General features: G+C 62.6%; 25 protein-coding genes. 7 read left to right on the forward strand and 18 right to left on the reverse strand.

Annotated elements, in window-relative coordinates; all coding sequences use genetic code 11:
• Positions 1–406: 406 nt before the first annotated feature.
• Both nrdR and glyA read right to left on the reverse strand, forming a co-directional pair.
• Positions 407–925 carry a transcriptional regulator NrdR gene (nrdR, locus tag DyAD56_RS00005; RefSeq protein ID WP_102300685.1) on the reverse strand — a complete coding sequence of 173 codons (519 nt, stop codon included), beginning with the start codon at positions 923–925 and terminating at the stop codon, positions 407–409.
• Between the two features lie 83 nt (positions 926–1,008).
• On the reverse strand, positions 1,009–2,262 hold the full coding sequence (glyA, locus tag DyAD56_RS00010; protein ID WP_102300686.1) for a serine hydroxymethyltransferase: 1,254 nt from the start codon (positions 2,260–2,262) through the stop codon (positions 1,009–1,011).
• A gap of 144 nt (positions 2,263–2,406) precedes the next feature.
• On the opposite strand from glyA, the gene DyAD56_RS00015 reads away from it, so the two are divergent.
• Together DyAD56_RS00015 and DyAD56_RS00020 are read left to right on the forward strand one after the other, a co-directional pair.
• The gene (locus tag DyAD56_RS00015; RefSeq protein ID WP_102300688.1) at positions 2,407–3,507 is read left to right on the forward strand and encodes a hypothetical protein; all 1,101 of its coding nucleotides are present in this window, start codon (positions 2,407–2,409) and stop codon (positions 3,505–3,507) included.
• 1 nt (position 3,508) lies between these two features.
• Positions 3,509–4,102, forward strand: a complete 594-nt coding sequence (locus DyAD56_RS00020; RefSeq protein WP_102300689.1) for a TetR/AcrR family transcriptional regulator — start codon at positions 3,509–3,511, stop codon at positions 4,100–4,102.
• Here the strand turns inward: DyAD56_RS00020 and DyAD56_RS00025 are convergent.
• The gene (locus DyAD56_RS00025; protein WP_102300691.1) at positions 4,099–4,965 is read right to left on the reverse strand and encodes a DUF817 domain-containing protein; all 867 of its coding nucleotides are present in this window, start codon (positions 4,963–4,965) and stop codon (positions 4,099–4,101) included. The genes DyAD56_RS00020 and DyAD56_RS00025 overlap by 4 nt on opposite strands.
• Positions 4,966–5,486: 521 nt before the next feature.
• Between DyAD56_RS00025 and ettA the strand changes: the two genes are divergently transcribed.
• The 4 genes from ettA (at position 5,487) to DyAD56_RS00045 (ending at position 9,629) form a co-directional block, all read left to right on the forward strand.
• On the forward strand, positions 5,487–7,148 hold the full coding sequence (gene ettA, locus DyAD56_RS00030; protein ID WP_102300692.1) for an energy-dependent translational throttle protein EttA: 1,662 nt from the start codon (positions 5,487–5,489) through the stop codon (positions 7,146–7,148).
• Between the two features lie 11 nt (positions 7,149–7,159).
• Positions 7,160–7,732 carry a hypothetical protein gene (locus tag DyAD56_RS00035; RefSeq protein ID WP_146010406.1) on the forward strand — a complete coding sequence of 191 codons (573 nt, stop codon included), beginning with the start codon at positions 7,160–7,162 and terminating at the stop codon, positions 7,730–7,732.
• A 16-nt stretch (positions 7,733–7,748) separates the two neighbouring features.
• Complete coding sequence (pyrF, locus tag DyAD56_RS00040) at positions 7,749–8,561, forward strand: orotidine-5'-phosphate decarboxylase (RefSeq protein WP_102300695.1); 813 nt, start codon at positions 7,749–7,751, stop codon at positions 8,559–8,561.
• A gap of 111 nt (positions 8,562–8,672) precedes the next feature.
• Complete coding sequence (locus DyAD56_RS00045) at positions 8,673–9,629, forward strand: MBL fold metallo-hydrolase (protein ID WP_102301064.1); 957 nt, start codon at positions 8,673–8,675, stop codon at positions 9,627–9,629.
• Here DyAD56_RS00045 and DyAD56_RS00050 read toward each other — a convergent pair.
• The 11 genes from DyAD56_RS00050 to DyAD56_RS00095 all read right to left on the reverse strand — a co-directional run bounded on the left by DyAD56_RS00050 (position 9,626) and on the right by DyAD56_RS00095 (position 18,247).
• On the reverse strand, positions 9,626–10,387 hold the full coding sequence (locus DyAD56_RS00050) for a Crp/Fnr family transcriptional regulator (protein WP_158241217.1): 762 nt from the start codon (positions 10,385–10,387) through the stop codon (positions 9,626–9,628). The genes DyAD56_RS00045 and DyAD56_RS00050 overlap by 4 nt on opposite strands.
• 238 nt (positions 10,388–10,625) lie before the next feature.
• Positions 10,626–10,940, reverse strand: a complete 315-nt coding sequence (locus tag DyAD56_RS00055; RefSeq protein WP_102300698.1) for a RebB family R body protein — start codon at positions 10,938–10,940, stop codon at positions 10,626–10,628.
• A gap of 78 nt (positions 10,941–11,018) precedes the next feature.
• The gene (locus DyAD56_RS00060) at positions 11,019–11,345 is read right to left on the reverse strand and encodes a RebB family R body protein (protein ID WP_102300700.1); all 327 of its coding nucleotides are present in this window, start codon (positions 11,343–11,345) and stop codon (positions 11,019–11,021) included.
• 72 nt (positions 11,346–11,417) lie between these two features.
• Positions 11,418–11,885 carry a hypothetical protein gene (locus DyAD56_RS00065; protein WP_146010407.1) on the reverse strand — a complete coding sequence of 156 codons (468 nt, stop codon included), beginning with the start codon at positions 11,883–11,885 and terminating at the stop codon, positions 11,418–11,420.
• A gap of 23 nt (positions 11,886–11,908) precedes the next feature.
• On the reverse strand, positions 11,909–12,154 hold the full coding sequence (locus DyAD56_RS23485; protein ID WP_146010408.1) for a hypothetical protein: 246 nt from the start codon (positions 12,152–12,154) through the stop codon (positions 11,909–11,911).
• Between the two features lie 13 nt (positions 12,155–12,167).
• The gene (locus DyAD56_RS00070; RefSeq protein ID WP_102300703.1) at positions 12,168–14,333 is read right to left on the reverse strand and encodes a hypothetical protein; all 2,166 of its coding nucleotides are present in this window, start codon (positions 14,331–14,333) and stop codon (positions 12,168–12,170) included.
• A gap of 42 nt (positions 14,334–14,375) precedes the next feature.
• Positions 14,376–14,837 (reverse strand): hypothetical protein, encoded by a 462-nt coding sequence (locus DyAD56_RS24040; RefSeq protein ID WP_233176169.1) that lies wholly within the window; start codon positions 14,835–14,837, stop codon positions 14,376–14,378.
• Between the two features lie 290 nt (positions 14,838–15,127).
• Positions 15,128–15,361: a RebB family R body protein gene (locus tag DyAD56_RS00080; protein WP_102300706.1), complete on the reverse strand. Its 234-nt coding sequence runs from the start codon at positions 15,359–15,361 to the stop codon at positions 15,128–15,130.
• Positions 15,354–16,022: a sigma-70 family RNA polymerase sigma factor gene (locus DyAD56_RS00085; protein WP_102300707.1), complete on the reverse strand. Its 669-nt coding sequence runs from the start codon at positions 16,020–16,022 to the stop codon at positions 15,354–15,356. The genes DyAD56_RS00080 and DyAD56_RS00085 overlap by 8 nt, the downstream gene beginning before the upstream one ends.
• Positions 16,023–16,205: 183 nt before the next feature.
• Positions 16,206–17,366, reverse strand: coding sequence for an acyltransferase (locus tag DyAD56_RS00090; protein ID WP_102300709.1), 1,161 nt, complete (start codon positions 17,364–17,366; stop codon positions 16,206–16,208).
• Positions 17,366–18,247 (reverse strand): LysR family transcriptional regulator, encoded by an 882-nt coding sequence (locus DyAD56_RS00095; RefSeq protein WP_102300710.1) that lies wholly within the window; start codon positions 18,245–18,247, stop codon positions 17,366–17,368. The genes DyAD56_RS00090 and DyAD56_RS00095 overlap by 1 nt, the downstream gene beginning before the upstream one ends.
• Before the next feature lie 96 nt (positions 18,248–18,343).
• On the opposite strand from DyAD56_RS00095, the gene DyAD56_RS00100 reads away from it, so the two are divergent.
• Positions 18,344–19,339: a hypothetical protein gene (locus DyAD56_RS00100; RefSeq protein WP_102300712.1), complete on the forward strand. Its 996-nt coding sequence runs from the start codon at positions 18,344–18,346 to the stop codon at positions 19,337–19,339.
• A 148-nt stretch (positions 19,340–19,487) separates the two neighbouring features.
• Here DyAD56_RS00100 and DyAD56_RS00105 read toward each other — a convergent pair whose 3' ends face one another.
• The 4 genes from DyAD56_RS00105 to mprF all read right to left on the reverse strand — a co-directional run bounded on the left by DyAD56_RS00105 (position 19,488) and on the right by mprF (position 24,901).
• Entirely contained in the window at positions 19,488–20,279 is a 792-nt protein-coding gene (locus DyAD56_RS00105) for a DUF805 domain-containing protein (protein WP_102300713.1), read from the reverse strand.
• Positions 20,280–20,335: 56 nt separating this feature from the next.
• Positions 20,336–21,355, reverse strand: a complete 1,020-nt coding sequence (locus DyAD56_RS00110) for a cell envelope integrity protein TolA (RefSeq protein ID WP_102300714.1) — start codon at positions 21,353–21,355, stop codon at positions 20,336–20,338.
• Positions 21,356–21,512: 157 nt separating this feature from the next.
• Positions 21,513–22,298 carry an AcvB/VirJ family lysyl-phosphatidylglycerol hydrolase gene (locus DyAD56_RS00115; RefSeq protein WP_102300715.1) on the reverse strand — a complete coding sequence of 262 codons (786 nt, stop codon included), beginning with the start codon at positions 22,296–22,298 and terminating at the stop codon, positions 21,513–21,515.
• A complete protein-coding gene (gene mprF / locus DyAD56_RS00120) occupies positions 22,295–24,901 on the reverse strand; it encodes a bifunctional lysylphosphatidylglycerol flippase/synthetase MprF (protein ID WP_233202228.1) in 2,607 nt (868 codons plus the stop codon). Before mprF ends, DyAD56_RS00115 begins: the two co-directional genes overlap by 4 nt.
• Positions 24,902–25,014 lie beyond the last annotated feature (113 nt).

Genomic DNA, 25,014 nt, shown 5'->3' on the forward strand with positions numbered 1-25,014 from the left:
GCCCCTCACGAACTGGCCGGCTTCACCGGCCAGCGCCAAGTGGGGGTGCCCTTCTCTTTGGTTACTTTCTCTTGGGCAAGCAAGAGAAAGTGACCCGGACTGCGGTAGCAGTTCGGAAGCCCGCCGCAGGCGAGCCAGGTCGCCGCAACGCGACAACCAAGCGATACAGAAACTAGACCCCAGCCGTTGCCCCCTTTTTGTGGGGTGCGCCGAGATGACGGCTCAGTTGGAGCAATGCGGCGAGCACCCACCCCTCACCCCAACCCTCTCCCCGCAGGGGAGAGGGAGAAAGAAAGAGCCAAGCTCCGCGAGCATCGACCCAAACCAACCACCAACAAAAAAGCCGCCCCTACCGGAACGGCTTCGCAAAACTGCCCCCAAAAGGGCGAGAGAAAAAAACGCGAACTCAGGACTTCTTGCGCCGCGCCACACTCTCACCCAACAACGACAACTGCAGCGCCTCCAACTCAGGCAAATCGCGCTCCAGCTTCTCAATCTCCTCGCGAAACGCCTGCACATCCTCAAACTTCCGATACACAGAAGCGAAGCGCACATACGCCACCTGATCGAGCTTCTTCAGCTCGCGCATCACCAACTCACCGAGCTGCCGCGATGGCACCTCGCGCTCACCGCAACGACGCAGGTCATTGATGATCTCGCGCACAGCGGAGTCCACGGAATGCGTCGGTACGGGCCGCTTCTGCAACGCACGCTCAAAGCTCACGCGCAGCTTGTGCTCATCGAACGACTCGCGCCGCTCACCACTCTTTACGATGGTCGGCAGCTTGAGTTCAGCGGTTTCGAAGGTATTGAAGCGCTCATTGCATTTCGGACACTCACGACGACGGCGCACGGTGGCGCCGTCCTCGGTCAGGCGTGAGTCGATCACGCGGGTGTCTTCGTGCTGGCAGAAAGGGCAATGCATGGCCTAGCGACGCGGCATGAGAAGTGAGAGTACGGAAAGAACGCCTTTATTCACTTCTCAACCCCTTCGCTTGTTTCCCGGCCTCAGCCGTACACCGGGAACGTATGGCACTGCGCCGTGACCTTCTCACGCACCTTGGCGATGACAGCGTCATCGTTCGGCGCATCCAGCACGTCGCAGATCCAACCGGTCAGTTCGACCACATCCGCTTCCTTGTAGCCGCGGGTGGTGACGGCTGGCGTACCCACGCGCAGACCCGAGGTAACGAACGGCTTGCGGGGGTCGTTCGGCACGGCGTTCTTGTTGACGGTGATGTGCGCCTTGCCCAGCGCCTCTTCCGCTTCCTTGCCGGTCACGTCGCGACCGATCAGGTCGACCAGCATTAAATGGTTTTCGGTGCCACCGGAGACGATCTTGTAGCCGCGCTCGATGAAGGTCTTGGCCATGGCCTTAGCATTCTTGACCACCTGTGCCTGGTAGGTCTTGAACTCCGGCTCCAGCGCTTCCTTGAAGGCCACGGCCTTGGCGGCGATGACGTGCATCAGCGGGCCACCCTGGATACCGGGGAACACGATGGACTGCAGCTTCTTCTCGATCTCTTCGCCGGCGTCCTTCGCCACGATGAAACCGCCGCGCGGGCCGCGCAGGGTCTTGTGTGTGGTGGAGGTGACAACGTGCGCATGCGGCACCGGGTTCGGGTACACGCCTGCGGCGATCAGGCCGGCGACGTGCGCCATATCCACGAACAAGTAGGCGCCGACCTTGTCGGCGATGGCGCGGAAACGCGCCCAGTCCATCACCTGCGAGTAGGCGCTGAAGCCGGCGACGATCATCTTCGGCTTGTGCTCGACGGCGAGACGCTCGACTTCGTCGTAGTCCACCAGCCCCTGCTCGTTCACACCGTACTGCACGGCGTTGAACAACTTGCCGGAGACGTTGACCTTGGCGCCGTGGGTAAGGTGGCCGCCGTGGGCCAGGCTCATGCCGAGGATGGTGTCGCCCGGGTTGAGCAGCGCCAGGTACACGGCCTGGTTAGCCTGCGAACCCGAATGCGGCTGGACATTGGCATAGGTAGCGCCGAACAGCTGCTTGAGGCGGTCGATGGCAAGCTTCTCGGCCACGTCCACAAATTCGCAGCCACCGTAATAGCGCTTGCCCGGATAACCTTCGGCGTACTTGTTGGTGAGCACGCTGCCCTGGGCTTCCATCACGCGGGGGCTGGCGTAGTTCTCCGAAGCGATCAGCTCGACGTGATCCTCCTGACGGCGGGCTTCGTCGGCCATAGCCTGTGCCAGTTCATTGTCGTAACCGGCGATCGTCTCGTGCTTCGGGAACATCCTGACCTCGTTGGGGTGGTTGCAGGGTTAGAACGCGAAATTGTAGCCGTCATGTGCTATTGCGGCCACCTCGGGCGTACTTGCGGCCTCATTTCGTACAATGTACCGTACGTTGCACGCAACCTAAGCCACCGGACTTTCGCCATGCCCACCATGCCGCCGCGCGCCAAGGCGCGCCCGTTGTCCTTGTTCGCGCTCTATCGGTTTGCCCTGATCCTCACCCTGTTTCTGCCACTGGCCGCCCTGGCCTCCAGTGTCACGGGTGTGGGCATCGCCCCTATCCAGATCAATGACCCGGTCAGTGGCAAACTCACCGATGGGTACGTGTTCTACCCCTCACCACAGCCCATGCACGGCACCACGGCCATGGGCCCGTACAACGTCGCCGCCATCCCGGATGCGCCTGCCATTCCGGGTGCCAAGCCGCTGGTAGTGATTTCGCATGGCAACGGCGGTTCGCGCCTGGGCCACCATGATCTGGCGACCTTCCTGGCCAGCCACGGCTTTATCGTGGCCACGCTCAACCATCCAAAGGATGACTTCGAAGACACCAGCGGCGTCGGCCATATCGAAGTGCTGGCTGGCCGACCGGTACAAGTGAAGTCGACCATCTCCACTCTGCTGGCCGATCCGCGCTGGAAAACCCTGATCGATCCGGCGCGCATCGGCGTGGCGGGTTTCTCCGCCGGCGGTTACACCAGCCTGATGGTCGTCGGTGCCAAACCTGACTTCACCCGCTTCGTGGACTTCTGCGCCCGCTACCCGAAAGACGACAACGTCTGCGGCAAACTGGCCGAGTTCCAGACCGAGGCGACGAAATCCGGCCTGACCCTGCGCCAGCTGATGCAGCAGAGGCAAAGCCAGTTGAATCGCTACGGCGATACCGCCGATCCACGCGTCAAGGCCGCCTTTGTGATGGCGCCGCTTAGCCTGATCTTCGATACGCACAGCTTCGACACGGTAAGCGCGCCGATCTACCTGTACTACGGCCAGAACGATCACGTGCTGCGACCCGAAGCCAACGCGCGCCATATCCAGCCGCTGATCCACACCCTGGCCGGTGTGAAGGAAGTGCCGAAGGCCGATCACTGGGTGTTTCTTACCCCGTGCGCACCGGTGCTGACCAAGGAGATCAACGAGCTGTGCATCGACCCGCCGGGCGTGGACCGCGTCAAGGTGCACGAGCAGATCAACGACGATGCGCTGACCTTCTTCCGCAAGACGCTGGACGTGAAGGACCACTGACGTGCCCCGCGCACTGAGCGAACAGGAAACCGAATCCTTCCGTGAACGTCTGTGCGAGGCGGCCGCAAGGCTATACGTGGAAGAAGGCCCCGGCGCCGTCACCATGCGGCGCCTAGCTGGCGAGTTGGGCGTGGGCACCATGACGCCCTACCGCTACTTCGACAACAAGGAAGACATCATTACGGCCGTGCGTGCGCGCGGCCTGAACCGCTTTTCCGAAGCGCTGGAACGCGCACTCGATTCCCCCGGCGATGGCCGCACGCGCAGCCGCGCCGTGCGCGATGCCTATATCGCTTTCGCCCGCGAGAACACGGCCACGTACCGGCTGATGTTCGAGTACCCGGAAACCCAGCGGGACGATCCCGCGTATCGCCAAGCCCACGAACGCATGTGGCGCACCATTTCGGCCCACGTGGAAGTGGTGATCGCCGAAGGCACCGTCGCAGCCGATCCGGCCATCCTTGGTCACCAGATCTGGGCCGCGCTGCACGGCGCGGTGATGTTGGAAATCGCCGGCATGCTGCCGGAGGGCTTTGATGCCGCATCGTTGCACACGCGCACGGTCAGCGCGCTGTTCGACACCGCCAAACCCTAAGGACGGCGTCGCCGACGCGCCACTGCCGATACCAGCACGTAACTGATCACCATCAGCAGCAACCACGCGCCCAATTTGCCGAGTGGCACCCACTCCCAGCCGTGACGTTGCGTCGGGTAGCGCCATGCCGCCGCAAACGTGCCGAGGTTCTCCGCTATCCAGATAAACGAGGCCACCAGCACGAATCCCAACAGCAGCGGCATGCGCCGGTACGCATGCCGAATGCGAAACAGGATCCACGTTCGCCCGAACAACACCGCCAGCGCAGCGAACAAGAGCCAACGTAGATCGGGCAGAAAGTGATGCGTGAAGAAGTTCACGTAGGTCGCCACCGCGAGCCATACCGTGGCAACGAACGGCGGATGCCGGATAAAGCGAAACGCGAACAACCGCCAGGCCCGCGCGATGTAGCTGCCTATCGCGCCATACATAAAACCGGTAAACAGCGGCACGCCACCGATGCGTAATAGCGAAGCCTCGGGGTAGACCCACGAGCCCATCGCTGTCTTGAACACTTCCATCGCCGTGCCGACCACGTGGAAACACAGGATGACCTTCGCCTCATCGCGTGTTTCCAGGCCCGACGCCACCAGCACCACCTGCAAGGCCAGCGCCGCGAGCACCAGAAAGTCGTAACGGGCCAGCCATACATCCGCCGGGTACCAGGCCCAGGTGGCGAGCAGCAACGCCAGCATGCATCCACCAAACAGGCAGGCGCGCGCCTGTTTCACGCCAAAGCAGACCAATTCGTGCGCGGTTACCGCCCAGCGGCCGTGGCCTGCGGCCCATACCGCCGCCGCTTCATCCAGCGTGGCTGCCACCTGCAACCAGCCCTGCGGCGCCAGCGCGGTGCTCCTTGCCATGAGGGCCTTCTCCCGGGAAAACACCAGCCTGCCGGTGGCGGCTGCGGTTCCCCGGGCACGGGGTGGCGAAAGGCGGGCAGATCGGCCGCCGTACCGGGGCACACGTCACCGGAGCGACCCTAAGAGCCTGTTCACGATCTCCGCGTGGCCCGCACCGGGAGCTGTTTGCGCGCAGGACTAAGGAAGAACGAAGGAGTGTACGTCCGTACACGACCGAGTGATGACGCCGCCCTGTGGGCAAACAGACCCGGCCCGCACGCGGGGAGGCGCCATGGATGGCGCCGGCTCTGAGGAGCGAGGAAGGGTTGCTCTTGAGTGGCCCCCGGGCGGGAGCGCGGCTTGACCTGCCCACCAGGCAGGCCCGGCGCCACGCACTCCCGCCTGGGGGGCCACTCAAGAGCAACGCGGGCTACGCGGAGATCGTGAACAGGCTCTAAGGCCGCTATAATGAGTGGTTTACACCCACTCTGAATCGCACCGCCTGCCCTTCAGCCGGCGCTCTGCACGCCGCCGGAGGTTCCATGCAGTACATCTACACCATGAACGGGGTCAGCAAGATCGTTCCCCCGAAGCGCCACATCATCAAGGACATCTCGCTGAGCTTCTTCCCCGGCGCCAAGATCGGCCTGCTGGGCGTGAACGGCGCGGGTAAGTCCACGGTGCTGCGCATCATGGCCGGCGTCGACAAGGACTTCCAGGGTGAAGCCCGTCCGCAGCCGGGCATCAAGGTTGGCTATCTCGCGCAGGAGCCGGAGCTCGATCCCGAGAAGACCGTGCGTGAGGCCGTGGAAGAAGGCGTCTCCGTCATCCTGGACGCCCAGAAGCGTCTGGAAGAGGTCTATGCCGCCTACGGTGAAGAAGGCGCGGACTTCGACAAGCTCGCCAAGGAACAGCAGGAGCTGGAAAACATCCTGGCGGTGAACGACGCGCACGCGCTGGAGCGCCAGCTCGAAGTGGCCGCTGACGCGCTGCGCCTGCCGGCGTGGGACGCCAAGATCGGCCCGCTGTCCGGTGGTGAAAAGCGCCGCGTGGCACTGTGCCGCCTGCTGCTGTCCAAGCCGGACATGCTGCTGCTCGACGAACCGACCAACCACTTGGACGCCGAGTCGGTCGATTGGCTGGAGCAGTTCCTGCAGAACTACCCGGGCACCGTCGTGGCCGTCACCCATGACCGCTACTTCCTCGACAACGCGGCCGAGTGGATTCTCGAGCTTGATCGCGGCCGCGGTATTCCGTGGAAGGGCAACTACACCGAGTGGCTGGAGCAGAAGGACGCCCGCCTCAAGCAGGAAGCCTCGCAGGAAAAGTCGCGCCAGAGGGCGATCGAAAAGGAACTGGAGTGGGTGCGCTCGGCGGCCAAGGGCCGTCAGTCCAAGGGCAAGGCGCGTCTTAACCGCTTCGAGGAGCTGAACTCGGTCGAGTACCAGCGCCGCAACGAAACCAATGAAATCTTCATTCCGCCGGGCGAGCGCCTGGGCCAGGAAGTGATCGAGTTCAAGAACGTCAACAAGTCCTTCGGCGACCGCGTGCTGATCGAAGACCTGTCGTTCAAGATCCCGCCGGGCGCCATCGTCGGCGTGATCGGCCCGAACGGCGCCGGTAAATCCACGTTCATGAAGATGATCATGGGCAAGGAGCAGGCGGACTCGGGCGAAGTGAAGCTAGGCCACACGGTCAAGCTCGCCTACGTCGACCAGTCGCGTGATGCGCTCGATCCGAAGAACAACGTGTGGCAGGAAGTCTCCGGTGGTTCGGACATCCTCACCATCGGCAACTTCGAGATCCAGTCGCGCGCGTACATCGGCCGCTTCAACTTCAAGGGCACCGACCAGCAGAAGATCGTTGGCCAGCTGTCTGGTGGTGAGCGCGGTCGCCTGCATATGGCCAAGACCCTGCTGCAGGGCGGCAACGTGCTGCTGCTCGACGAACCGTCGAACGACCTGGACGTGGAAACCCTGCGTGCACTGGAAGACGCGCTGCTCGAGTTCCCGGGCTGCGCCGTGGTCATTTCGCATGACCGCTGGTTCCTCGACCGCATCGCCACGCACATCATCGCGTTCGAAGGCGACTCGCACGTGGAGTTCTTCCCCGGCAACTACAACGAGTACGAAGCCGACAAGAAGCGTCGTCTCGGCGATGAGGCTGCCAAGCCGCACCGCGTGAAGTACAAGAAGCTCGCGTAAAGCATCCTTCGATGCATCTGCTGGGCTACCGGGTCAGCTCCTGCACCGCGCAGGAGCTGACTATGGACGGCAGAAATTATGTCGCTGCGGCATTTATGTGGTTATGCAGCCTGGTGATTGGTGGGCTGGTGCCCATCGCACTCATTTGGCTGGTCGTTCACCGGCATGATGCCGGGGTAAACCTGAGCGCAGGCGCCAGCGTCGCGGTGTCCGGCGCGGCGTTGTTGTTTGCCCTGGCGCTGCTCATGCCTTTCGTGTTTTTCGACGGCATCGTCCGGCGAACGATTCGTCTGTGCAGGACAAGCGACAGCGTCACCATCGTGGAGTACATCGCGTCGGGACGTCATCGCTCCAAGGCATTTCCGCTGAAGCGCCCTGCCGGCCTGGACGTAAAGGTGTTCGCGCCGCGTGGTGGGTCCGTTGGCCCCTTGTGGTCCATTCAAACGATCAGTCTGACCTACCCACACGGTGATCCGGTGGTGCTGTTGGGACACAAGACGCCCACGATGCGCGCAGAATCTCGACAGTCCAAAGAAATCGTGACCGCACTACAGCGATGGCTGGACCTTTCCCCCGTCGCGTAAGCCCTGGAGAAAATCGATGCACTTCATGCCATCCCTGCAACAGGCCTGGGCTAACCACAACTCCCTCGTCTGCGTTGGCCTCGATCCGGAACCGGCAAAGTTCCCCGCGCACCTCAAGGGCCGGCCAGATGCCGTGTTCGAATTCTGTCGCGACATCGTCGACGCCACGGCCGATGTCGTCTGCACCTACAAGCCGCAGATCGCGCACTTCGCCGCGCTGCGTGCGGAAGATGCACTAGAGCGCCTGATCGCGCACATCCACGACAAGCATCCCAACGTGCCGGTCATCCTCGACGCCAAGCGCGGCGACATTGGCAGCACGGCACAGCACTACGTCACCGAGGCATTTGATCGCTTCAAGGCCGACGCGGTGACATTGAACCCCTACATGGGCCGCGACTCCGCACAGCCGTTTCTGGAGCGCGCCGACAAGGGCGTGATCCTGCTGTGCCGCACGTCCAATCCGGGTGGTGCGGACTTCCAGGCGCTCGACTGCGGTGGCCTGCCGCTGTACCTGCGCGTTGCCGAAACCATCGCACGCGACTGGAACGCCAACGGCAACTGCGCCCTGGTGACCGGTGCCACATGGCCGGAGGAACTGGGCAAGGTGCGCTCCCTCGTCGGCGATATGCCGTTGCTGGTCCCCGGCATCGGCGCACAGGGTGGCGATGTGGAGGCCGTGCTCAAGCATGGCCGCACAGCGAACGGCACCGGCCTGATGATCAGCTCCTCGCGCGCCATCCTCTACGCCAGCAACGGCGAAGATTTCGCCCAGGCGGCGCGAAAGGCCGCCATCGAGCTGCGCGACACCATCAACGGTTATCGCTGAATCCCGGCTTCGTTATACGGCGCAGGCCACCGGCCTGCGCCACGCGTTGACGAGTGAACGTGCGACGCCAGGCTGACATACTGGCCTCTCCCGATGGCTAACCACATCGTCATGTCGCCACCTTCCACACTCCGCTTCTCGCGTCGACGCCTGTTGCAGGCCACCGGGCTCGCCATCGCGGCGGGTGCGCTATCACCATGGCGCGTCCGTGCGGATACATCGCCCCGCTCTCGTCTGATCCTGCTCGGCACAGCCGGCGGCCCCACGCCTAAGGCGGACCGCGCAGCCCCTGCCAGCGCCATCGTGGTGGACGGGGTGACCTATGTGATCGATTGCGGCAATGGCGTAGCGCGCCAAACGGTGAAGGCAGGGCTAAACCTCGGGTCGATCCGCCATCTCTTCATCACCCATCAGCACTCCGACCACAACGCGGACTACGGCAACCTGCTGTGGCTGGCATGGTCGGGCCCACTGCATACGCCAGTTGACACATGGGGACCGCCGCCGCTAGCCGAGATGACGCGGTTGTTCCTCGCCATGAACGACTACGACATCCGCACCCGCGTTGCCGACGAAGGCCGCCCGCCGCTGGCACCACTTATCCGGCCGCACGAACTCACTGGCCCGGGGCTGGTCATGCAGGATGCGCGCGTGAAGGTCACCGCCGCGCTCGTGCAGCATCCGCCCGTGGAACCGGCCTTCGCCTACCGCTTTGACTGTCCCGACCGCAGCATCGTGTTCTCGGGCGACACCCGACCGTCGGAAAACCTCGTGGCGCTCGCGCGCGGCGCCGATGTTCTGGTGCACGAGGTGATGTATCTCCCTGCACTCGACAAACTCATCGCCACCGAACCGAACGCCACCCGTCTGCGCGAGCACCTGCTGGCCAGCCATACGACGACCGAACAGGTCGGACGCATCGCAACCGAAGCCGGCGTGAAGACGCTGGTGCTCAATCACTTCGTGCCGGGAGGAAATCCACCGGTACCAGAGGAAGTATGGCGTGATGCCGTTGCACCACACTTCAAGGGCCGCATCATCGTCGGCCGCGATCTGATGGAGATTTAGAGCCGCCGCTCCGGCGCGCAGGCCTTGAGTCGCAGCTGTTCGAAATCGTGCACGTAAAGCACGTTGCGCTCGCGACTGATCAATCCCGCACGTTGCCAGCCCTGCAGCAGCGCGTTCAACTTGGGTCGGCTCGCATTGAGCATAGAGGCAAGAATGCCTTGCGTGGGTGGCAGCTCGATCTGAGCCACACCACGTTCGCGCCCACTTCGTTCCGTCGCGTCCAGCAGATAGCGCGCCAACCGCGATTCCAGGCTGTACAGACACATTGTCTCCAATGCCTTCGCCGTGCGGCTTACCCGCCCCGCAAGCAGAAGCATCACGCGATGCAGAAACTGCGGCTCGGTCAGCAACCCAGCCAGATGCACGCGCCTGAGCAGCAGCACGGTCACCATGCCCGCCGCGACCGCCGTAAAGTGATGACAGCTTGCGCCAAGCAGCGCGGCCTCACCAATGGCCTGCCCGGAGCCCGCCATGTCCACGATCAGTTCGCGTCCATCCGGGCCATACAGAATGGCGTAGACCACGCCTTCCACTACTAACGCGGCGAAGTCAGCCGAATCGTTCTTACGAAACACCAGCTCGCCGCTGTCCATATAACGCGCATTCGAACGTCCCGCCAACTCATCCAGCACCGGGGCAGGAAGGCCCGCAAACAACTCGGACCGCGCAAGCAACGCGCGGCGACTATCCACATCCAAGACTGTCGAACGGCTGCTGCGCACAGCCGTACGCGACGCGTGCCGCGTAGCCAGTTGCATGCCTAATGCCCCCTGATGGCAGGTGCGGCGCATCGTCCACGATGCAGGCTGCACCGGCCCGGATAACAACTATTCACGCCCGGCTGCCCGCGGAAATCGCCTTCCGCCCCCACGGAACCCGGGATCTTGTTCTGCTGCCTCGTAACCTGCCTGCCATCGGATAACGGGAACGTGATCGTCACGCCCACCTCGGCGGGCCGGACAGGCGCTCCCGTCCGGTCCCGCCAGCCCGATCGCTTCAGCCGCTACGGAAAGAGTTCAGAACGCTCAGCAGGCTGGTCAGGTTGTCTGCCACGCCACCTTGCGCCACCTTCTCGCTGGCGGCGGCGGTAGCCGTGGTATCCAGGCTGTAAATCTGCATCACACCCTGGTTGGCCGCTGCCTGCGACAGCGTGTTCTGCTGTTGCTGCTGCGCCACGGCGTTCTCGAACAGGATGCCCGTAGAGTGGGCCATCGTCTGGTAGATCGACCCCATGGCCATGGCCGGCGCTTCTGCGACGACCTTTACGTTGGTCTGGGTAACGGCATCGGTGATCTGGCTATTCACAGTCATGACTCAACTCCATTCAATGAAGCGGCTAAGCCGCGAAAGAAATGCAAGAACGCACAGCGCACGCCGTGCGCGTTGGTGTCACTGGTTGCTGAAGGCGTTCATCACCGACAGCAGGCTGGTGAGGTTGTCCGCCACGCCGCCCTGCGCCACCTTCTCCGTGGCCGCCGCCGTCGCGGTGGTATCCAGGCTGTAGATCTGCATCACACCCTGGTTGGCCGAGGCCTGAGACAGCGTGTTCTGCTGCTGTGCCGATGTCACCGCGTTCTCGTAAAGCACACTGGTGGAATGCGCCATGGTTTGAAAGATCGAACCCATGGCCATGGCAGGGCCTTCGGCAATCACCTTCACGTTGGACTGGGTGACCGCATCGGTGATCTGCGAGTTGACAGGAATGGGGATAGGCATGTCGTTGCTCCTCTGGTTAGGTACGGTGCTCCCGTACATGAAAGTGAAACGATCCCGGCGGGCCGGCGTGAATCAACGTTTGCGCTTTCCGCCCGTTTTCTGCGCGTGCTGCGGTGTCGTACCCGCGGCGTGTTCGTTCGCTTGTGGCGGCGCTTGCGGCGTGTCGCCTTCGCCCTGATGCCGGTGTCGGTGCTGCAAGGCTTTCAGCGTCGTCAACGATTCAACGACCTGCTCCACTGCCTGCTGCTCAAGATCGCGCTGCTCCGCCAGTCGAAGCAGTGCTTTGCGTGCCTCCTCGGTACCCTTGCGAATCGCGTCCAGCGCATGCGCGCCACCACGCTCCACAATCTCCGCGGCACGCACCAGGTTCATGCCGCCTTCGCTGGTTCCTGGTGGAGGGGGCGCCGGCGACGCGGGCTGTGGCGGCGCAAACGGCGGATAGGGATAGATCGCACGTGGCCGCTCCGCCTTTGTCAGCGCGAGCAACAACTTGATCAGCTCACGCAAACCCTCGATCTTGTCCTGGTCTATCCCGGTCATGAGCAGGTCTCCGGCCATGGCGTTCATCGCGTGCGTGCGGCGAGCAGGCGGGCCAGCGCCAGCACCAAGCGCTGCTCGCGAGAGCGCTTTGGCCGCTTGCCTGGATCGCCAGGAGTGACCGTCGACTTGTGCGGCAACGCCAACGATGCTCGTTGCCTGGGTGGCGAGGAAGGCGCTGGCGAAGACGCTTCCCTGCGCGCGCTGGTCAGCTCGCCCATCCCTCGCTGGTAGAAGTCATCGACGATCTCGTCGCCGGATGCGGTTGTCATGGCATGCCCTCCGCTATGCGGCCTGACCCGGATCTTGCTTGCCACGTCGCAGGCTCACCACCGATGACGGCGCCTGATAGCCCTCCAGCGCCTCGATGTTGCGCTTGCCCCACGCACGCTCGCCGGCGAGCGACCCGATGGTTTGCAGCCAATAGGCATCGGCCATCGAAAGGATCACCCGCTGCAGGGTCAGCACCGTGTCCGACGCCAATACCGTCTGGCCCACTGGAAGCAGGTTGTAGGCAATCAAGATCACCATGCGCACAAACTCGTCCTGGATATCGCTGTGCTCGACGCCCTGGCCATCGGCCCCTAACAGATACGAGCGCCAGTTCAGGAAAATGGAGTTCACGCGCGCCAGCGCCTGATACCGAACGGACGGTTCCGTCGACTCCCCAACAACGCTGACCACGAGCTTCGCAAAGTTGACGTAGTGATAATCGGCGACGAAATACCCCAGCGGCCCCAAGGCACCCTTCAGGAAGCCCTTGATCGTCTCCGCGACCTGGACATCCGCCAACACATCCTTCATATCACCGAGCTTCTTGCTCAGGTCCACGTAGTAGTTGATCTGCTCTTGGTTCAATGAATCGCTGGACATATAGGTAATGGAGGCGGATACCGCCGCGAGCACATCGGTATCAATGTAGCCGTCCAGATGCCTGAAGCCCTTGTTGATGCGGTACGACTCCGCTGATTTGAACAAGGCTGCCGCGCCCGTGATCGCGTTGCTCCCGAGATTGGTATCGAACGCGAGAACGGGGTACTTCGCGGCCACGAAGTTCCGATAGTAGTAATCGTGGCCAAGGCGGAAGGTGTACGGCGACCCATCGCCCGCGAGCAGCGCATACCAAGTCTGGTTGCCGCCCTTTTCGACAGGCGAGTCGAACATTTCGCTCAGGGCCATCACGCTGCGCTTCGCGTTGTAGGCTGCCAATTCGCGGCTGCGTTCGCCGTTGATATCGAAACGCCGCAATTGGCATCCCCGGTGCGTCAACGAGCTGCTCAGGAACAGCTCGTCGAAAAGGCGCGAGAAGATACCCACACCGTAACCAGGTGCGCCGCGCGTTCCCGCGCTCTCGGTGGCACGGCGCTCCGTGGCGGACTGGGCGCAACGGCCGATATAGCAAGCCAGTGCCTTGTAGAAATCGGCGTCGGGCGCAGGGTCTCCGTACGCCAGGTAGTACCCGATCATGGAACGATGATCGGCTGCCGAGCTCGCACCTTCGCCGTTATGGATATGCACGACGATGGATTTCGAATGTTTGCTCTTGAGCGCCTCTGTCAGCACCCCTTTCTGCTTGCGCAGAAAGTCGAACAAGGCATCGTAGTTAGCGACACGGTTTTCCACCCCAAGCAGATCAATGCCGATGGTGCACTTCAGTTTATCGTCCGTGAGCTTCTTGAGGATGTTCGCCAAGTCAGCAGCAAGACTGCTCGCACTCATGTAGGCAGATGGCGTATGCACGAGCACGCGGTATTGCGTGTTCTCGTCGTCGTTGAACTCCTCCACTTTGGCGTCGAGGATATCGATGTCACCTGCGCCAGCGGGAATCTGGATGTGCTTGATCCCCTTCCCCTTGAGGTACTTCAGCGTGCCGACAATGAAGTCCTCGTATTTCTTACCGAACTTCACGCCGTCCGGCTTCTTCTCCGCATCGTTCACCTGGTCAGTCAGCACCGACCGCATCTTGTAGGCATCGTCGAACGGTGTGAACTTGTTGCTCGAATAGATCTTGCCGTTGAAGTAGCGCGCCAGCGCAGCCACCCACGTGCGGTCCTCGCCAGGGCTCAGCATGGCCGCCCGCACCGATTCCTGCGCGGCGCGATACAACCGCGGGTCGGTCACCGGCAACTCTGCCACGCTTTCGTAGGGGCGCATCCGTTGCGCGATCAGTACGCACGCTATGTAGATGTTCTCCGCCGCGCATTCGCCACGCTCGTAGCTTGTCCGGTCGGCACGCCGCGTGAGGTAGTCGAACGGATTGGCCGCGAGCATGTACGACAAGGCCTGTTGGAACAGCGCCACCTCGCCAGCATCGCCGTCTGAACCGGACAACCAACGAACGAGCGACGGTTCGTCCTTTCCACGAACGGGAAGAATGCCGGTCAGATGACTATGAAAGTCGTAAGGGTAGTCGTGCACCGGGACCGGCGACGATAATTTGAAGTAAGCCATGGAAGTTCCTCGCGATGTCAGGTGGCACCAGGTACCGGTTCCTTACTGCGTGGGTGGCGCCTTGCGTGCAGCGAGCATGCTGCTGTACTTGGCGATGCTCTGATCGATGCGGTCGATGGCGAAACTCGCGGACTCTGCCTCCATCGCGCCGGCTGCCGCCGCAACCGCTGCCGCCGCGGCCATCAACAAATCCGTAGCGACGATGCCTAGCGCGTCTTCGCCGGCCTCTACCAATTTCTGTTCCGCCAATGCCTGAGTCATTTGCTTGAGCAACACGCCCTGACTCGCCAGCACCAGCTTGCTCACACCGTCGAAATAGCTCGCTGCCGCTTGCGCCACCAAACCCGATGCCTGACTGATCATCATGTCCGGGCCTAGCGCGATCTGTGACGCGGCATAGCCTGCCGTTTCCGCATTGCTCAGTTGCACCGCCTGCACAATCGACGGATTCAGCGCATCCGTATCCGGTGGCGTCGGGTTCTGTTGCAGCATCCGCTCGGTCATGAGCGTGCGCACATTCGACGGTGGCGGAGCAGGTGGCGCAGGAGCAGGCGCGGGAGATGGTGCTGGTGCTGGTGCTGGTGCTGGTGCTGGTGCTGGTGCTTGCGTCTGTGCAGGTGCCGGCGCGGGCGCTTGCACGGGCGCGGGTGCGGGCCCCGACCCACCGGTGTTGCCACCGTCGTCCTCCCCGGATGCCGCACGCGGTGTCCGGCTACCCGAGATCCATTTCGACCAGAAGGCCATCTCGATTCCCCTCCCCTACGCCAGAGTCGATTCGCGGTCCGGAAGCACGTCTATGGTTTCTCTGCGATCGACATGATCATCGCGACCGCTCGCGACACCACCGCGTTGGAAATCTGGTTGAGGGCTTGCTGGCTATGCACTGCGTTCTGCAGCGAAAGCCCTGCCGAATGGCTCGCGACCTGATAGAGCGCGGCGATAGCCTGAGCCGGCGCCTCCGCTACCACTTTCACGTTTGTCTGCGTGACGGCATCGGTAATCTGGGCGTTGACTTGAGGGTCAGCCATGGTCTTTTCCTTCGGTCGACGGTGAAGGCACGTGGCGGCGAGAACCGCTGCCCTTTTCATAACGACGGGCATCGCCTGTTGTGAACACAGCGACGCCCACTTCATCGCGCGGTATGGCCGCACGCCCGATCTCCGCGCGCAGGCGATCACGGATCAATTGCACGCGCTTGCGCAGCAGCGGCTGATTGATACCCAGACGCTCGGCGATCTGTGGATACGGCAGATCATCGATAAAGCGGAAGGCAAACAGGCGTCGCTGAGCGGGACTCATCGCCCGCAGCGCCGCCTCGATGCAGGCGATTTGTTGCTGGACTTCGAGCTTCTGCATGGCCGACGGCGCAAAGGCATCTCCCATCCCGGCAGGCTCGCCATACACATCGACACTCCCATCGAACACCAGACCTTCGCGCGCGCTACGGCGCACGCCGTCGACAAAGACATGGCGCAGCACGACAAACAGAAAACCCTTGGGCCGCTCGATGAAGTTCGGTCGGTGCCGCGTGTACTGCAGCGCCTTCAGCGCCGTAGCCGCCAGTAACTCATCGGCACGATCCAAATGGCCACCCGCCAGGCGGCGTGCTCGCCGCAGTAGCATGGGCTGGTTTGCACGCCAAGCGCGTGCGAATTTTTCGTCGATACTGTCGTCCGCTCTGCAGTCCACTGAGTCGCACTCCCGTCAACGAGAGTGCGCGAGTCTCCATGGTCATCAACAGCGTCGCTGTTCCCTGCGTGACAGGCCTACATGCTTTTCGGTTGTAGGCGCTCAAGATGCGAACTGGCGCAACAACCTCAACGCTTCGCGTCGAGCAAAACCCTTAAAACGAGGCTTTTTGGCCTATTCCTTTTAGCCTGTCGCGACGGCTTGTACCGGCGTCACCTTGTGCAGCCAGCGTGAACGAAGCCATTGCTCTGCGGGCGTCGAGATGTAGCGTTCCATCCCCTTACCCAGCAACCAACACAGCGGCAACGCCGGCAAATACCACAGATAGCCGTGCGCGATATCGCTACCTGTCGCCTTGTAGAGGCGCACCACCGCGAACACGACAAACATGTGGACGAGGTAGATCTCGTAGCTCAAGCGCCCCCACGAACGAAGCCAGTTGAGCCCACGCCATGGCGCATGACGGCTTTGCGCCCATGCGCTGGCCAGCACCAGGCACAGGGCGGAACAGGTAAGCAACAACATGTAACCGTCATGCATCACCTGCCACAAGAACTTGCCTTCGAACATCACCAGGTAGAGGCCCACGGCACCGACGATGCCAAGCGCCGATGCCACAACGTGAGGCACCTGCTGCCAGCGATGCCAGACCAGGGCACCGAGTACACCCGTGGCAATAGCGGCCATACCCGGCAGATAAGCCTTCTCCTGCCAGATCTCGTTATCGGCCAACGCTGCCTTTGTCCAAGGCAGCGAGATGGCGAGCACGATCAACATCGGTACCAGTACCCACGCGCGACGCGTCAGCAAGCAAACGATGGGAAAGCCGAGGTAGAACACTTCTTCGATGGACAGCGACCACAGCACGTCCCAGCCACCGGGCAGATAGCCCGTCATGCCTTCGTACCAGTTCAGATGGAAACCCAATGCCGCCACGATGGCGCGCGGCAACGACTGCCCCTCCCGCTGAATCACATAATCCTGCACCCCGAGCAGATGCAGCCCGCTGAGCACGGCAACCAACAACAATAGACAAGGCGCGATGCGCGAAAAGCGGCGCACATAGAAGGCACGCAGATCGATGTTCGCCAGCGTGCCGCTGCGACGCAACGTGTTACTGGTGATCAGGAAACCGGAAATGACGAAGAAGATGAAGACCGCTTCGTAACCGTTGAAATTGAGCGCACTGAGCAGCTTCTCCGGCAAAAAGTCAGCCAGCCCGGTTTTACGCAGGCGAATGCGCAAGCCGATGTGGTGTAGCACCACCAGCAGGATAGAGAGCCCGCGCAGCAGGTCGATACCCGTATTGCGTCGCGCTTCCATGCGGTATGTCGCTCCGTCCATCAGCCCAACCTCTGCAATGCGAAGTCCACGAAGGTGCGCAGCTTGGCTGTCGGCCGCGTTTCGCGGCGGCGCACGATATGCAGATGGCGCACGGGAAGCTCCCAGTCCGGCAGCAGTCGAACCAGTCCGCCAGAGGCGATCGATGGCGACAGCAGCACGTCTGCCTGCACCACCACGCCCACGCCGCATAGTGCGGCCGTCAGCAGGGCCTGTCCGTTGTTGCAGGTCAGCGGCCCGCGCACGGGAAGGTCCACGTACTGGTCACCTTTGGTGAACCGCCAGTGGTGATCGCGCCCCCATGCCGTAAAGCCCAGGCACGCATGCGCTTGCAGATCATCGGGCTCGTTCGGCACGCCGTGAGCTTGCAGGTAACCCGGACTGGCGACGACGAACATGCGCGACGGCGCCAGCGGCCGCGCCACCAGCGCATCGTCGTGCAGCGGCCCGGAGCGGAACGCCACGTCGATACCTTCATCATGCAGATCGACCACGCGATCGTTGAGCGTCAGCTCCACCTGCACGGCGGGGTACGTCGCCATGTACTCGCCAACCACTGGCATCAGGCGGTGCGCGCCCCAGGTCACCGGTGCCGTCACGCGGAGTGTGCCCTGTGGTTCTGCGCGCAAGGCCTCGGCCACCTGATCGGCGGCCTGCACGCTGCTGAGCACGTCGCGGCAGCGCTCCAGATAGGCCGCGCCGATCTCGGTCAGGTGATGGCGGCGCGTGGTGCGTTCCAACAATTGCGCGCCGAGCTGCTGCTCCAGCGCGCGCACGTGGTTGGCGACCATGGTGGTGGACAGGCCCCGCTCGTCGGCCACCGCCGCAAAGCTCCCCTTCTCCACCACGCGCACGAACACTTCCATGCTGGTCAATCGATCCATTCCAAAGTCTCACTGTGGAGTGAAGAAAGAAGAAGCGCATTTATAGAGCAGAAGTGGCGAACCACAATCCCTGCCATTCGCCATAGGGAGCCACCGATGACCTCTACCACCCTGCTGCGCCGCCTTGCCCTGGCCTGCGCGCTGACCTTTACCGCTGCTAGCCATGCCGCCGATGCGGCGCCATCGACCCGCCCGCTGCCCGCGGACTGGTACCCCGAAAGCATCGCGGTGGGACCGGACGGATCGTTCTACGTCGGTAGCTGGCGCCAAGGGGCTGTGGCGCGCATCGCGCCCGGATCGGACCAGCCGGACGTGCTGGTATCGCCCGGCTCCAACGGTCTGTCCAATGGACAGGGTGTGCTGGTAGATACCCGTCGCGGCCTGCTGTGGGTCTGCTCCGGCACGCTCGGCTACACCACGGTGCCTACGAACCCCAGCGCACTGAAGAGCTACGACCTTGCGACGGGTGCGCCGCGTGCCAGCTACGAGCTACCGGACAAGGGCTACTGCAACGACCTGACGCAGGACGATCACGGCAACCTCTACATCACCGACTCGCTGCAGCCCCGCATCTTCCGCTGGCGAGATGGCGACAGCGCACTGGAGCTATGGAAGCAGGATGCCTCCTTCAACGCCGGTACCGAGGGTTTCAAACTCAACGGCATCGCCATCGACCGCAACCACATCTACGTGAGCACGGTGACTGCCGCGCCTTACCTGCTGCGTATCGACATGAAGCCAGACGGCAGCGCCGGGGGCGTCACTCGCATCGACATGCCGCGCACGTTGAAGAATGCCGACGCGGTGCGCTCGGCCGGACACGACCGTCTGGTGATCTTCGAAAGCAACGCGTTTGGGCATGACGGCCCTTACGGCGGACAAATCACGCTGGCCACGCTGTCGGGCAACCGCGCCGCTTCGCTAGTGACGCTGGTGGCCGGACTCAACGATCCGTCGTCGGGCGTGATTGCCAACGGCCGCGTGTATTTCATCGAGTCGAAGTACAGCCTCTTGTTTGCGCACAAAGACGACGACGCCGCGATTCCCCGCCACGTGCCATTCGATGTGCAGTCGGTGCCGCTGCCGCAGTAAATCGAGCGCGGTGGTAACCGTTACAACGCACCGAGCCCTCTGGGCTCGTGCTTGCGCTGTTCGCGCGCAATATCAAGCTCCGTCTGCAGCACAACCCAGTACAGCGCAGTGGTGCCGAACACGGCAACGAAACGCATGGCGCGTACCGCTAGGGAGCGCGTCGGCTCGCCAGATATTTCCGCAAGAGCCAGTAAGCAAGCCACACGATCAACACGGGCGCGACACCGAAGAGCAACAGCATGATCACCGCTTCGCTCAACGAGTCCAGCTCAGCGCTCAGTGCGATACAAAGCACCGCCATCAACCAGGTGACGGATACGCCTATCACCAGACGCCGCAGCCAGAACCGTGACGGGTCAGTGCTGCGGCGATCCCTGATGGTTATCCACAACCACCAAGGCAGCCAAAGCACGTAGAGCGGGAGCGCACCTATAACGAGAAGGTCAAGGCAACGTTCCTGAGCGGTCGAACTACGGTCAGCTCCGGCCGTCACGACGGCCAACAGCACCCAGACTAAGATCAAGCAGAGGACGACGCGCTGCCAACGTGGAAGCGCTACCTCGTTGCTTTCACACGAATCCAGAGCAAACGCGTTATCGATTTTTTTGCTGGGCAGACAACAAAGCAAGATCGTTACGCACTGCGATACGGCGGGCATCAGCAGTAGCCAGAACCAGTGGCCGCTATAGCCAAGGTCATGCAACCGCCGAACGCTGGTTGCGGCGAACACCCATAGCAGCCAAATAAGCGATACGGCGACGACGAGTTGGCTCGGCAACCACCAGAGGGTGCCATGAGCGCCTGTAATAGTGATGCAGATAAACAACATGCAGACAACGCCAATCATGGCTCCACGCGTGGCCGTTCCTGCTAAGGACATCAGCTTTCTGATCCAGGCGGTGGTACGCATGACATGTTCGTTGTGAATGGCGACGCTCATAGGCTCTCGTCGTTCCTTTGCGCAGTCGCGCGGGCATGAATAAGTGAAGATGCCAACTAAGGCTGCGAGGCGTCGGACATCGACGCAAAGGTGATCACGATGGTGGACTGGAATGCCTTCTCGTAACCCTGGTAAGGCAGTGGATCTGCACGCCGCACGGCATTGACGACGGAGCGCTTGCCTGCCTCGTCATAAGGGCAATCAGACTCAATGTCGATGCCCGTGATATGTCCGCCGGGTTGCTGGGTGACCCGCACCTTGCAGGACGAGGCTGGCGTGTTGTCGGGCCGTATCCAGTTCGTCTGCACTGCTTGCATGACGGCACGGCTGTAATCCGCAGCCAGTGATGGACCGCCATGGCCCGTCGACGATGCGGATGCCGTTGCGGGTCCGCCTGGTGCTTTCGACGTGGTGCCCGCGACCGGCGTATCCGCACCATGATTGACGTCGTAGATGACGCGGTTGCTCTGCAGTTGTCGAAGCTGATCGGTGGACAGCGTCATGGGCTCGTCCCGATCGTAGTAGTCGTCTGTCCCGGCCTTTCCGCTGCGCACGTCGCTCTCTACGCTCCGCTTCTTGTTGTAGGCCGTTTTCGCCGCCATGAAGGTCAGCATGTTTCCATCGGCGGAAACCAGTTTCAACGCACCGTAAGCCGGTGACTGGTCAAAACCCTTCACCAATTTGGACAAGTCGGCGAAGTAGATATCCCCTGCGTGTGGCGCTGCGATAGATGCGGCCACATCATCACCCTGCCGTCTTTCCTGCACGGCGCCCACGACGATGACCAGACCGACGAGGGCCGGAATCAACAGCCAGCCACGGCGACGCATGACGGGAATCGGGTCCTTGCTGACGCGGCTCTGAAACTCCTGCTTGGTCAGCGCCACACCGTTGTGGCAGCGCGAACACACCGCCTGATACCGCCTGCTGGTGACCCAACTGAACGCGTACCAGATGTGCGCGTAGCGGTAGCTGACGGTGAGATCAAAGCGCTGCGCGCTCTGGCAGACCGGGCAATCCCGCATGCCCGCATCGCCGGCGATGCATACGCCACCGCCGCTTCCCCAAATGATCATGAAACCCTCCTGGCATCGTGCATGCCGTCCTTGGCTGCCGGGCGACAGCGAAGGCTGACATGTTACGGAGGGTCGGCCCGGCAAAAAGTAGGAGTTTTCCTATATGCGTGAGGGCCGGTGCGGTTGTCGCACCCCGCCCGGTACGGCATGTGACCGGTTACTCACTCGCTGGCAGCTCATGGATCATCTGCTGCGCGAGCCCTTCGTAGTTGTAGTCGAAGTGATGGTCGCCGGTTTTCTCGTACACCTTCACCCACGACGGCAGCTTGGGATCGGCACAGATGGTGTCGGCCTTGTCTTTGATGCCGTAGTAGCACACGACGGGCGGATGGCCGCCGAGGGATTCCAGCGGCGGCATGGCGTCATAGTGCTTGACTGGATTGACCCACTGGAAGAAATCCTGCGTCCAGGTTTTCCATTTGCCTTCGCGTGCCGAGATATAGCCTTCCATCTCGATCTCGAAGTTCACGTCCGTGCTGGGCGAGAGCAGCACGATCTGGGCGATGTGCGCGCGTCCTTCCGGGCTGAGCTTGCTCACGATGGTGGGCAGCACATCGGCGCCAAACGAGAAGCCGATCAGCCAGATGCGCTTCTTGCCGTTCTGCGCCAGCGTGCGCGTGATCAACGCATCGAGGTCTGCTGCGGAGTCCTCTGCGCTTCTGTTGCGCCAGTAGTACTGCAGCAAACTCACGCCCTCTACCGGAATGCCGTGAGAGGCAATGATCTTGCCCAGCGACTGGTCCAGGTCGCGCCAGCCGCCGTCACCGGAATAAAAGATGGCGACCACGTCCTGCCGCCCGGCCAACGGCGTAACGCCTGGCTGCGCGGGTACCTGCACGAGCGATTCGTCCATGCTGGCGTGGTGCCACGGCTGCCACATCCACAAGCCACCGGCAGCGGCCACCAGTACGACGAGAGCAGTCCACTTCCAGAATCGTTTCAACGGCGCACCATGCCCGACAATCCACCCGAGATAAGGCTCGCCACGTTGGCGAACACCAGCGGAAGCGCGATGCCGTTAGGCACCGCCAGGTAACGAGGTTCCCACACGGGATCGAATTTGTCTTTGTATTTGCGCAGCCCGCGGAAGTTGTAGAACTTCTCGCCACGGCCGAACAGCATGGCGCCAAGGCGGCTCCACAGCGGTGCGCTGCGGCGATTCTGCAAGCCGGAGAACGGGGCCATGCCTAGATTGAACCAGCGGTAGCCTTCCTGCTTGGACCACTGCATGAGGCTGATGAACAGGAAGTCCATGACGCCGGCCGTGCCATCAGGCAGGTGGCGCATGAGATCGAGCGAGGCTTCTTCTTTATTCTCGGTGAGGAACAGGTTGGCAAAGGCCACCAGTTCCTCGCCCTGCCACACCAGCGCCATGGGCGTGCGCTCCAGGTAACGCGGGTCGAAGGTGCCCAGCGAGAAACCCTTTTCGCGCACGCCCTTGTCGCGCATCCAGGCGTCGGAGATCTTCTTTAGCTGCGGCATCAACGCGGTCACCGCGTCGGCCGGCACGATCTCCATACGCATGCCGTCGCGGGTGAGCTTGTTGATGGTGTTGCGCAACACCTTCTTGGACTTGCCGTCGAGGTTGAAGCCAGTAAGGTCGACGCGTGCCTCCTCGCCGATCTTGAGGAAGTTCATACCCACTTCCAGATACAGGTCGAGATCGTCCGGCCGCACCTGATAGAACAGCGGCCAGCCACCGGCGCGTTCGCACTGGTCGCGGAAGGTCCATACCAGTTCGCGGCGCGCGCCTTCGTCCTCGCCCACCGGATCGCCCATCGCCACCCAGCTGCGACCTTCCACGTCGTACATGATGAAGGCACGGTTGTCGGCGTCGAACAGCAACGTCTTGTCACCCGTCAGGGCCAGGTGTGCCTGCGCCGAGGTGAAGTTCTTGATCAGCGGCAATGCACGCTGCAGGTCATCTTCGTTTGGCAGGTGCAGATTGGGGCGCGCAGGACGGATGAGGTTGGCCAGCGCAAACAGCAGGCCCGCCGCCGCCGCACCTACCAGCGCACGCAACGCACGGGGTGCACCACCGTGATAGAAGCTGAACTCCCACCACAGATTTTTGCTGTATTCCACGTGCTTGTAGCTGAAGCCCACAAGCCAGCCGGCGCACACCAGCACCGCCACGATGGCGATGATCCAGCCCCACGAGAAGCTCGCGCTGAACATCGACGCGCGCCGATAGAACAAGCGGTGCGCCGGCGCCAGCGCCAACGCCAGCACGGACAGCAGGGTGGCTTCTTCGTAGTCGATGCCCTTGAGCAGCGACAGCACCGCGCCGAGCACCAGCAGGACCAACGTAAGCACGTAAGCGGCATCGAGTCGACGCTGCAGGCCGCGCGCGAGGATCAGCAGCATCATGCCGACCACGCTGGAGAGGAAGTGGGACACTTCCAGCACGGCCAGCGGCAACATGTCGCGCAGGATCGCCATGCGCGCCGGCAGCGCCGACGTGGCGCCGGAGAACAGCAGCACCGCGCCCGACACCATGGTGAGGCCAGCGAAGAACGGCGGCAGCAGGGCGGTGAACCACGGCGCCAGCAGCGTCTTCTGGCGCAGGCCGCGCGCTTCGCGCCACAGCACCACCACGGTGGCGGCAAACAGCGGCAGGAAGTAGTAGATGAGGCGGTAGGCCGCCAGTGCGCCGAGGATGGGCGCTTCCAGGCCCTGGTTTCCTTCCGCGCCGAAGCCGGCCAGCATCACGGCCTCGAACACGCCCAGGCCGCCGGGCACGTGGCTAATCAGGCCGGCGATCTGCGCCAGTACAAAGATCGCCAGGAAGTGGCCGAATCCCGTGTCCACCTGGTTGGGCATCAACAGGTACAGCACGTAGGCGGCCAAGCCCCAATCCACCGCGCCCACCAACACCTGCCGCGTAGCGACCAGTGTGCTCGGCAAACTCACGCGCCAGCGCCACAGGCGCAAGGGACGTCCAAGCAAGCGGCTGCCAGCGATCCACAACAGCGGAACCAGTGTGAGCACAATGGCGACAGGGATGCGCCAGCTCGCCAGCGGCAAAGAGGGCGGCACAGGTACCAGCAGCAAAGTGACGCCCGTGAGCGCACTCAGACCGAGCCAGAAGCTAAGCGTGGTGTAGACCACCACTTTCGCGACTTCCGCCGTGGACAGACCGGCCTGGATGTAGAAGCGATAGCGGATGGAGCCGGAGATCAGCAACGCCATGCCCAGCGCGTTGCTGAAGGCGTAGCTGATGAAGGAGATGAGGCTGACCTGTGCACCCGGCAGGTGCTTGCCGATGTACTTCAGCCCGAACCAGTCGTACAGGATCATCACGCCGTAGCTGCCCGCCGTGAGCAGCACGGCCAGCGCGAGGCGGTAGTTTTCCAGCCCGTGGACGTAGCGAGCCACCTCGCGGTAGCTCACCTCGCTGGCGAGATGGCGCAGCGCCCACAGCGCCAGGCACAGCATGGCCACCGAAAGCAGCGGACCGGCAAGCCTGCGCAACCGGGCCATCAGGCCTGGCCGTGCAAGCACATCACCGGGAATCGGGGCCTCCGCCCCTGTCTGCTCCACCACGCGTTTACCGCCTCCACATGACCGTCGCGCAACACTAAAGCTGCGACCGTCTAGGATAGCCGGTCAGGGCGCACTCCTGTTCGATCGTGGCATGTAGGCATGACATTTGGTCG

The sequence above is a fragment of the Dyella sp. AD56 genome (assembly GCF_002878475.1).
In the GTDB taxonomy this organism is placed as follows: domain Bacteria; phylum Pseudomonadota; class Gammaproteobacteria; order Xanthomonadales; family Rhodanobacteraceae; genus Dyella.

What these genes read in the sequence shown, in the direction of transcription:
- nrdR (WP_102300685.1), bottom strand. Translation starts at nt 925, where the DNA reads ATGCATTGCCCTTTCTGCCAGCACGAAGACACCCGCGTGATCGACTCA.
- glyA (WP_102300686.1), bottom strand. Translation starts at nt 2,262, where the DNA reads ATGTTCCCGAAGCACGAGACGATCGCCGGTTACGACAATGAACTGGCA.
- DyAD56_RS00015 (WP_102300688.1), top strand. Translation starts at nt 2,407, where the DNA reads ATGCCCACCATGCCGCCGCGCGCCAAGGCGCGCCCGTTGTCCTTGTTC.
- DyAD56_RS00025 (WP_102300691.1), bottom strand. Translation starts at nt 4,965, where the DNA reads ATGGCAAGGAGCACCGCGCTGGCGCCGCAGGGCTGGTTGCAGGTGGCA.
- ettA (WP_102300692.1), top strand. Translation starts at nt 5,487, where the DNA reads ATGCAGTACATCTACACCATGAACGGGGTCAGCAAGATCGTTCCCCCG.
- DyAD56_RS00035 (WP_146010406.1), top strand. Translation starts at nt 7,160, where the DNA reads ATGCATCTGCTGGGCTACCGGGTCAGCTCCTGCACCGCGCAGGAGCTG.
- pyrF (WP_102300695.1), top strand. Translation starts at nt 7,749, where the DNA reads ATGCACTTCATGCCATCCCTGCAACAGGCCTGGGCTAACCACAACTCC.
- DyAD56_RS00045 (WP_102301064.1), top strand. Translation starts at nt 8,673, where the DNA reads ATGTCGCCACCTTCCACACTCCGCTTCTCGCGTCGACGCCTGTTGCAG.
- DyAD56_RS00050 (WP_158241217.1), bottom strand. Translation starts at nt 10,387, where the DNA reads ATGCAACTGGCTACGCGGCACGCGTCGCGTACGGCTGTGCGCAGCAGC.
- DyAD56_RS00055 (WP_102300698.1), bottom strand. Translation starts at nt 10,940, where the DNA reads ATGACTGTGAATAGCCAGATCACCGATGCCGTTACCCAGACCAACGTA.
- DyAD56_RS00060 (WP_102300700.1), bottom strand. Translation starts at nt 11,345, where the DNA reads ATGCCTATCCCCATTCCTGTCAACTCGCAGATCACCGATGCGGTCACC.
- DyAD56_RS00065 (WP_146010407.1), bottom strand. Translation starts at nt 11,885, where the DNA reads ATGACCGGGATAGACCAGGACAAGATCGAGGGTTTGCGTGAGCTGATC.
- DyAD56_RS23485 (WP_146010408.1), bottom strand. Translation starts at nt 12,154, where the DNA reads ATGACAACCGCATCCGGCGACGAGATCGTCGATGACTTCTACCAGCGA.
- DyAD56_RS00070 (WP_102300703.1), bottom strand. Translation starts at nt 14,333, where the DNA reads ATGGCTTACTTCAAATTATCGTCGCCGGTCCCGGTGCACGACTACCCT.
- DyAD56_RS24040 (WP_233176169.1), bottom strand. Translation starts at nt 14,837, where the DNA reads ATGACCGAGCGGATGCTGCAACAGAACCCGACGCCACCGGATACGGAT.
- DyAD56_RS00080 (WP_102300706.1), bottom strand. Translation starts at nt 15,361, where the DNA reads ATGGCTGACCCTCAAGTCAACGCCCAGATTACCGATGCCGTCACGCAG.
- DyAD56_RS00090 (WP_102300709.1), bottom strand. Translation starts at nt 17,366, where the DNA reads ATGGACGGAGCGACATACCGCATGGAAGCGCGACGCAATACGGGTATC.
- DyAD56_RS00095 (WP_102300710.1), bottom strand. Translation starts at nt 18,247, where the DNA reads ATGGATCGATTGACCAGCATGGAAGTGTTCGTGCGCGTGGTGGAGAAG.
- DyAD56_RS00100 (WP_102300712.1), top strand. Translation starts at nt 18,344, where the DNA reads ATGACCTCTACCACCCTGCTGCGCCGCCTTGCCCTGGCCTGCGCGCTG.
- DyAD56_RS00105 (WP_102300713.1), bottom strand. Translation starts at nt 20,279, where the DNA reads ATGAGCGTCGCCATTCACAACGAACATGTCATGCGTACCACCGCCTGG.
- DyAD56_RS00110 (WP_102300714.1), bottom strand. Translation starts at nt 21,355, where the DNA reads ATGATCATTTGGGGAAGCGGCGGTGGCGTATGCATCGCCGGCGATGCG.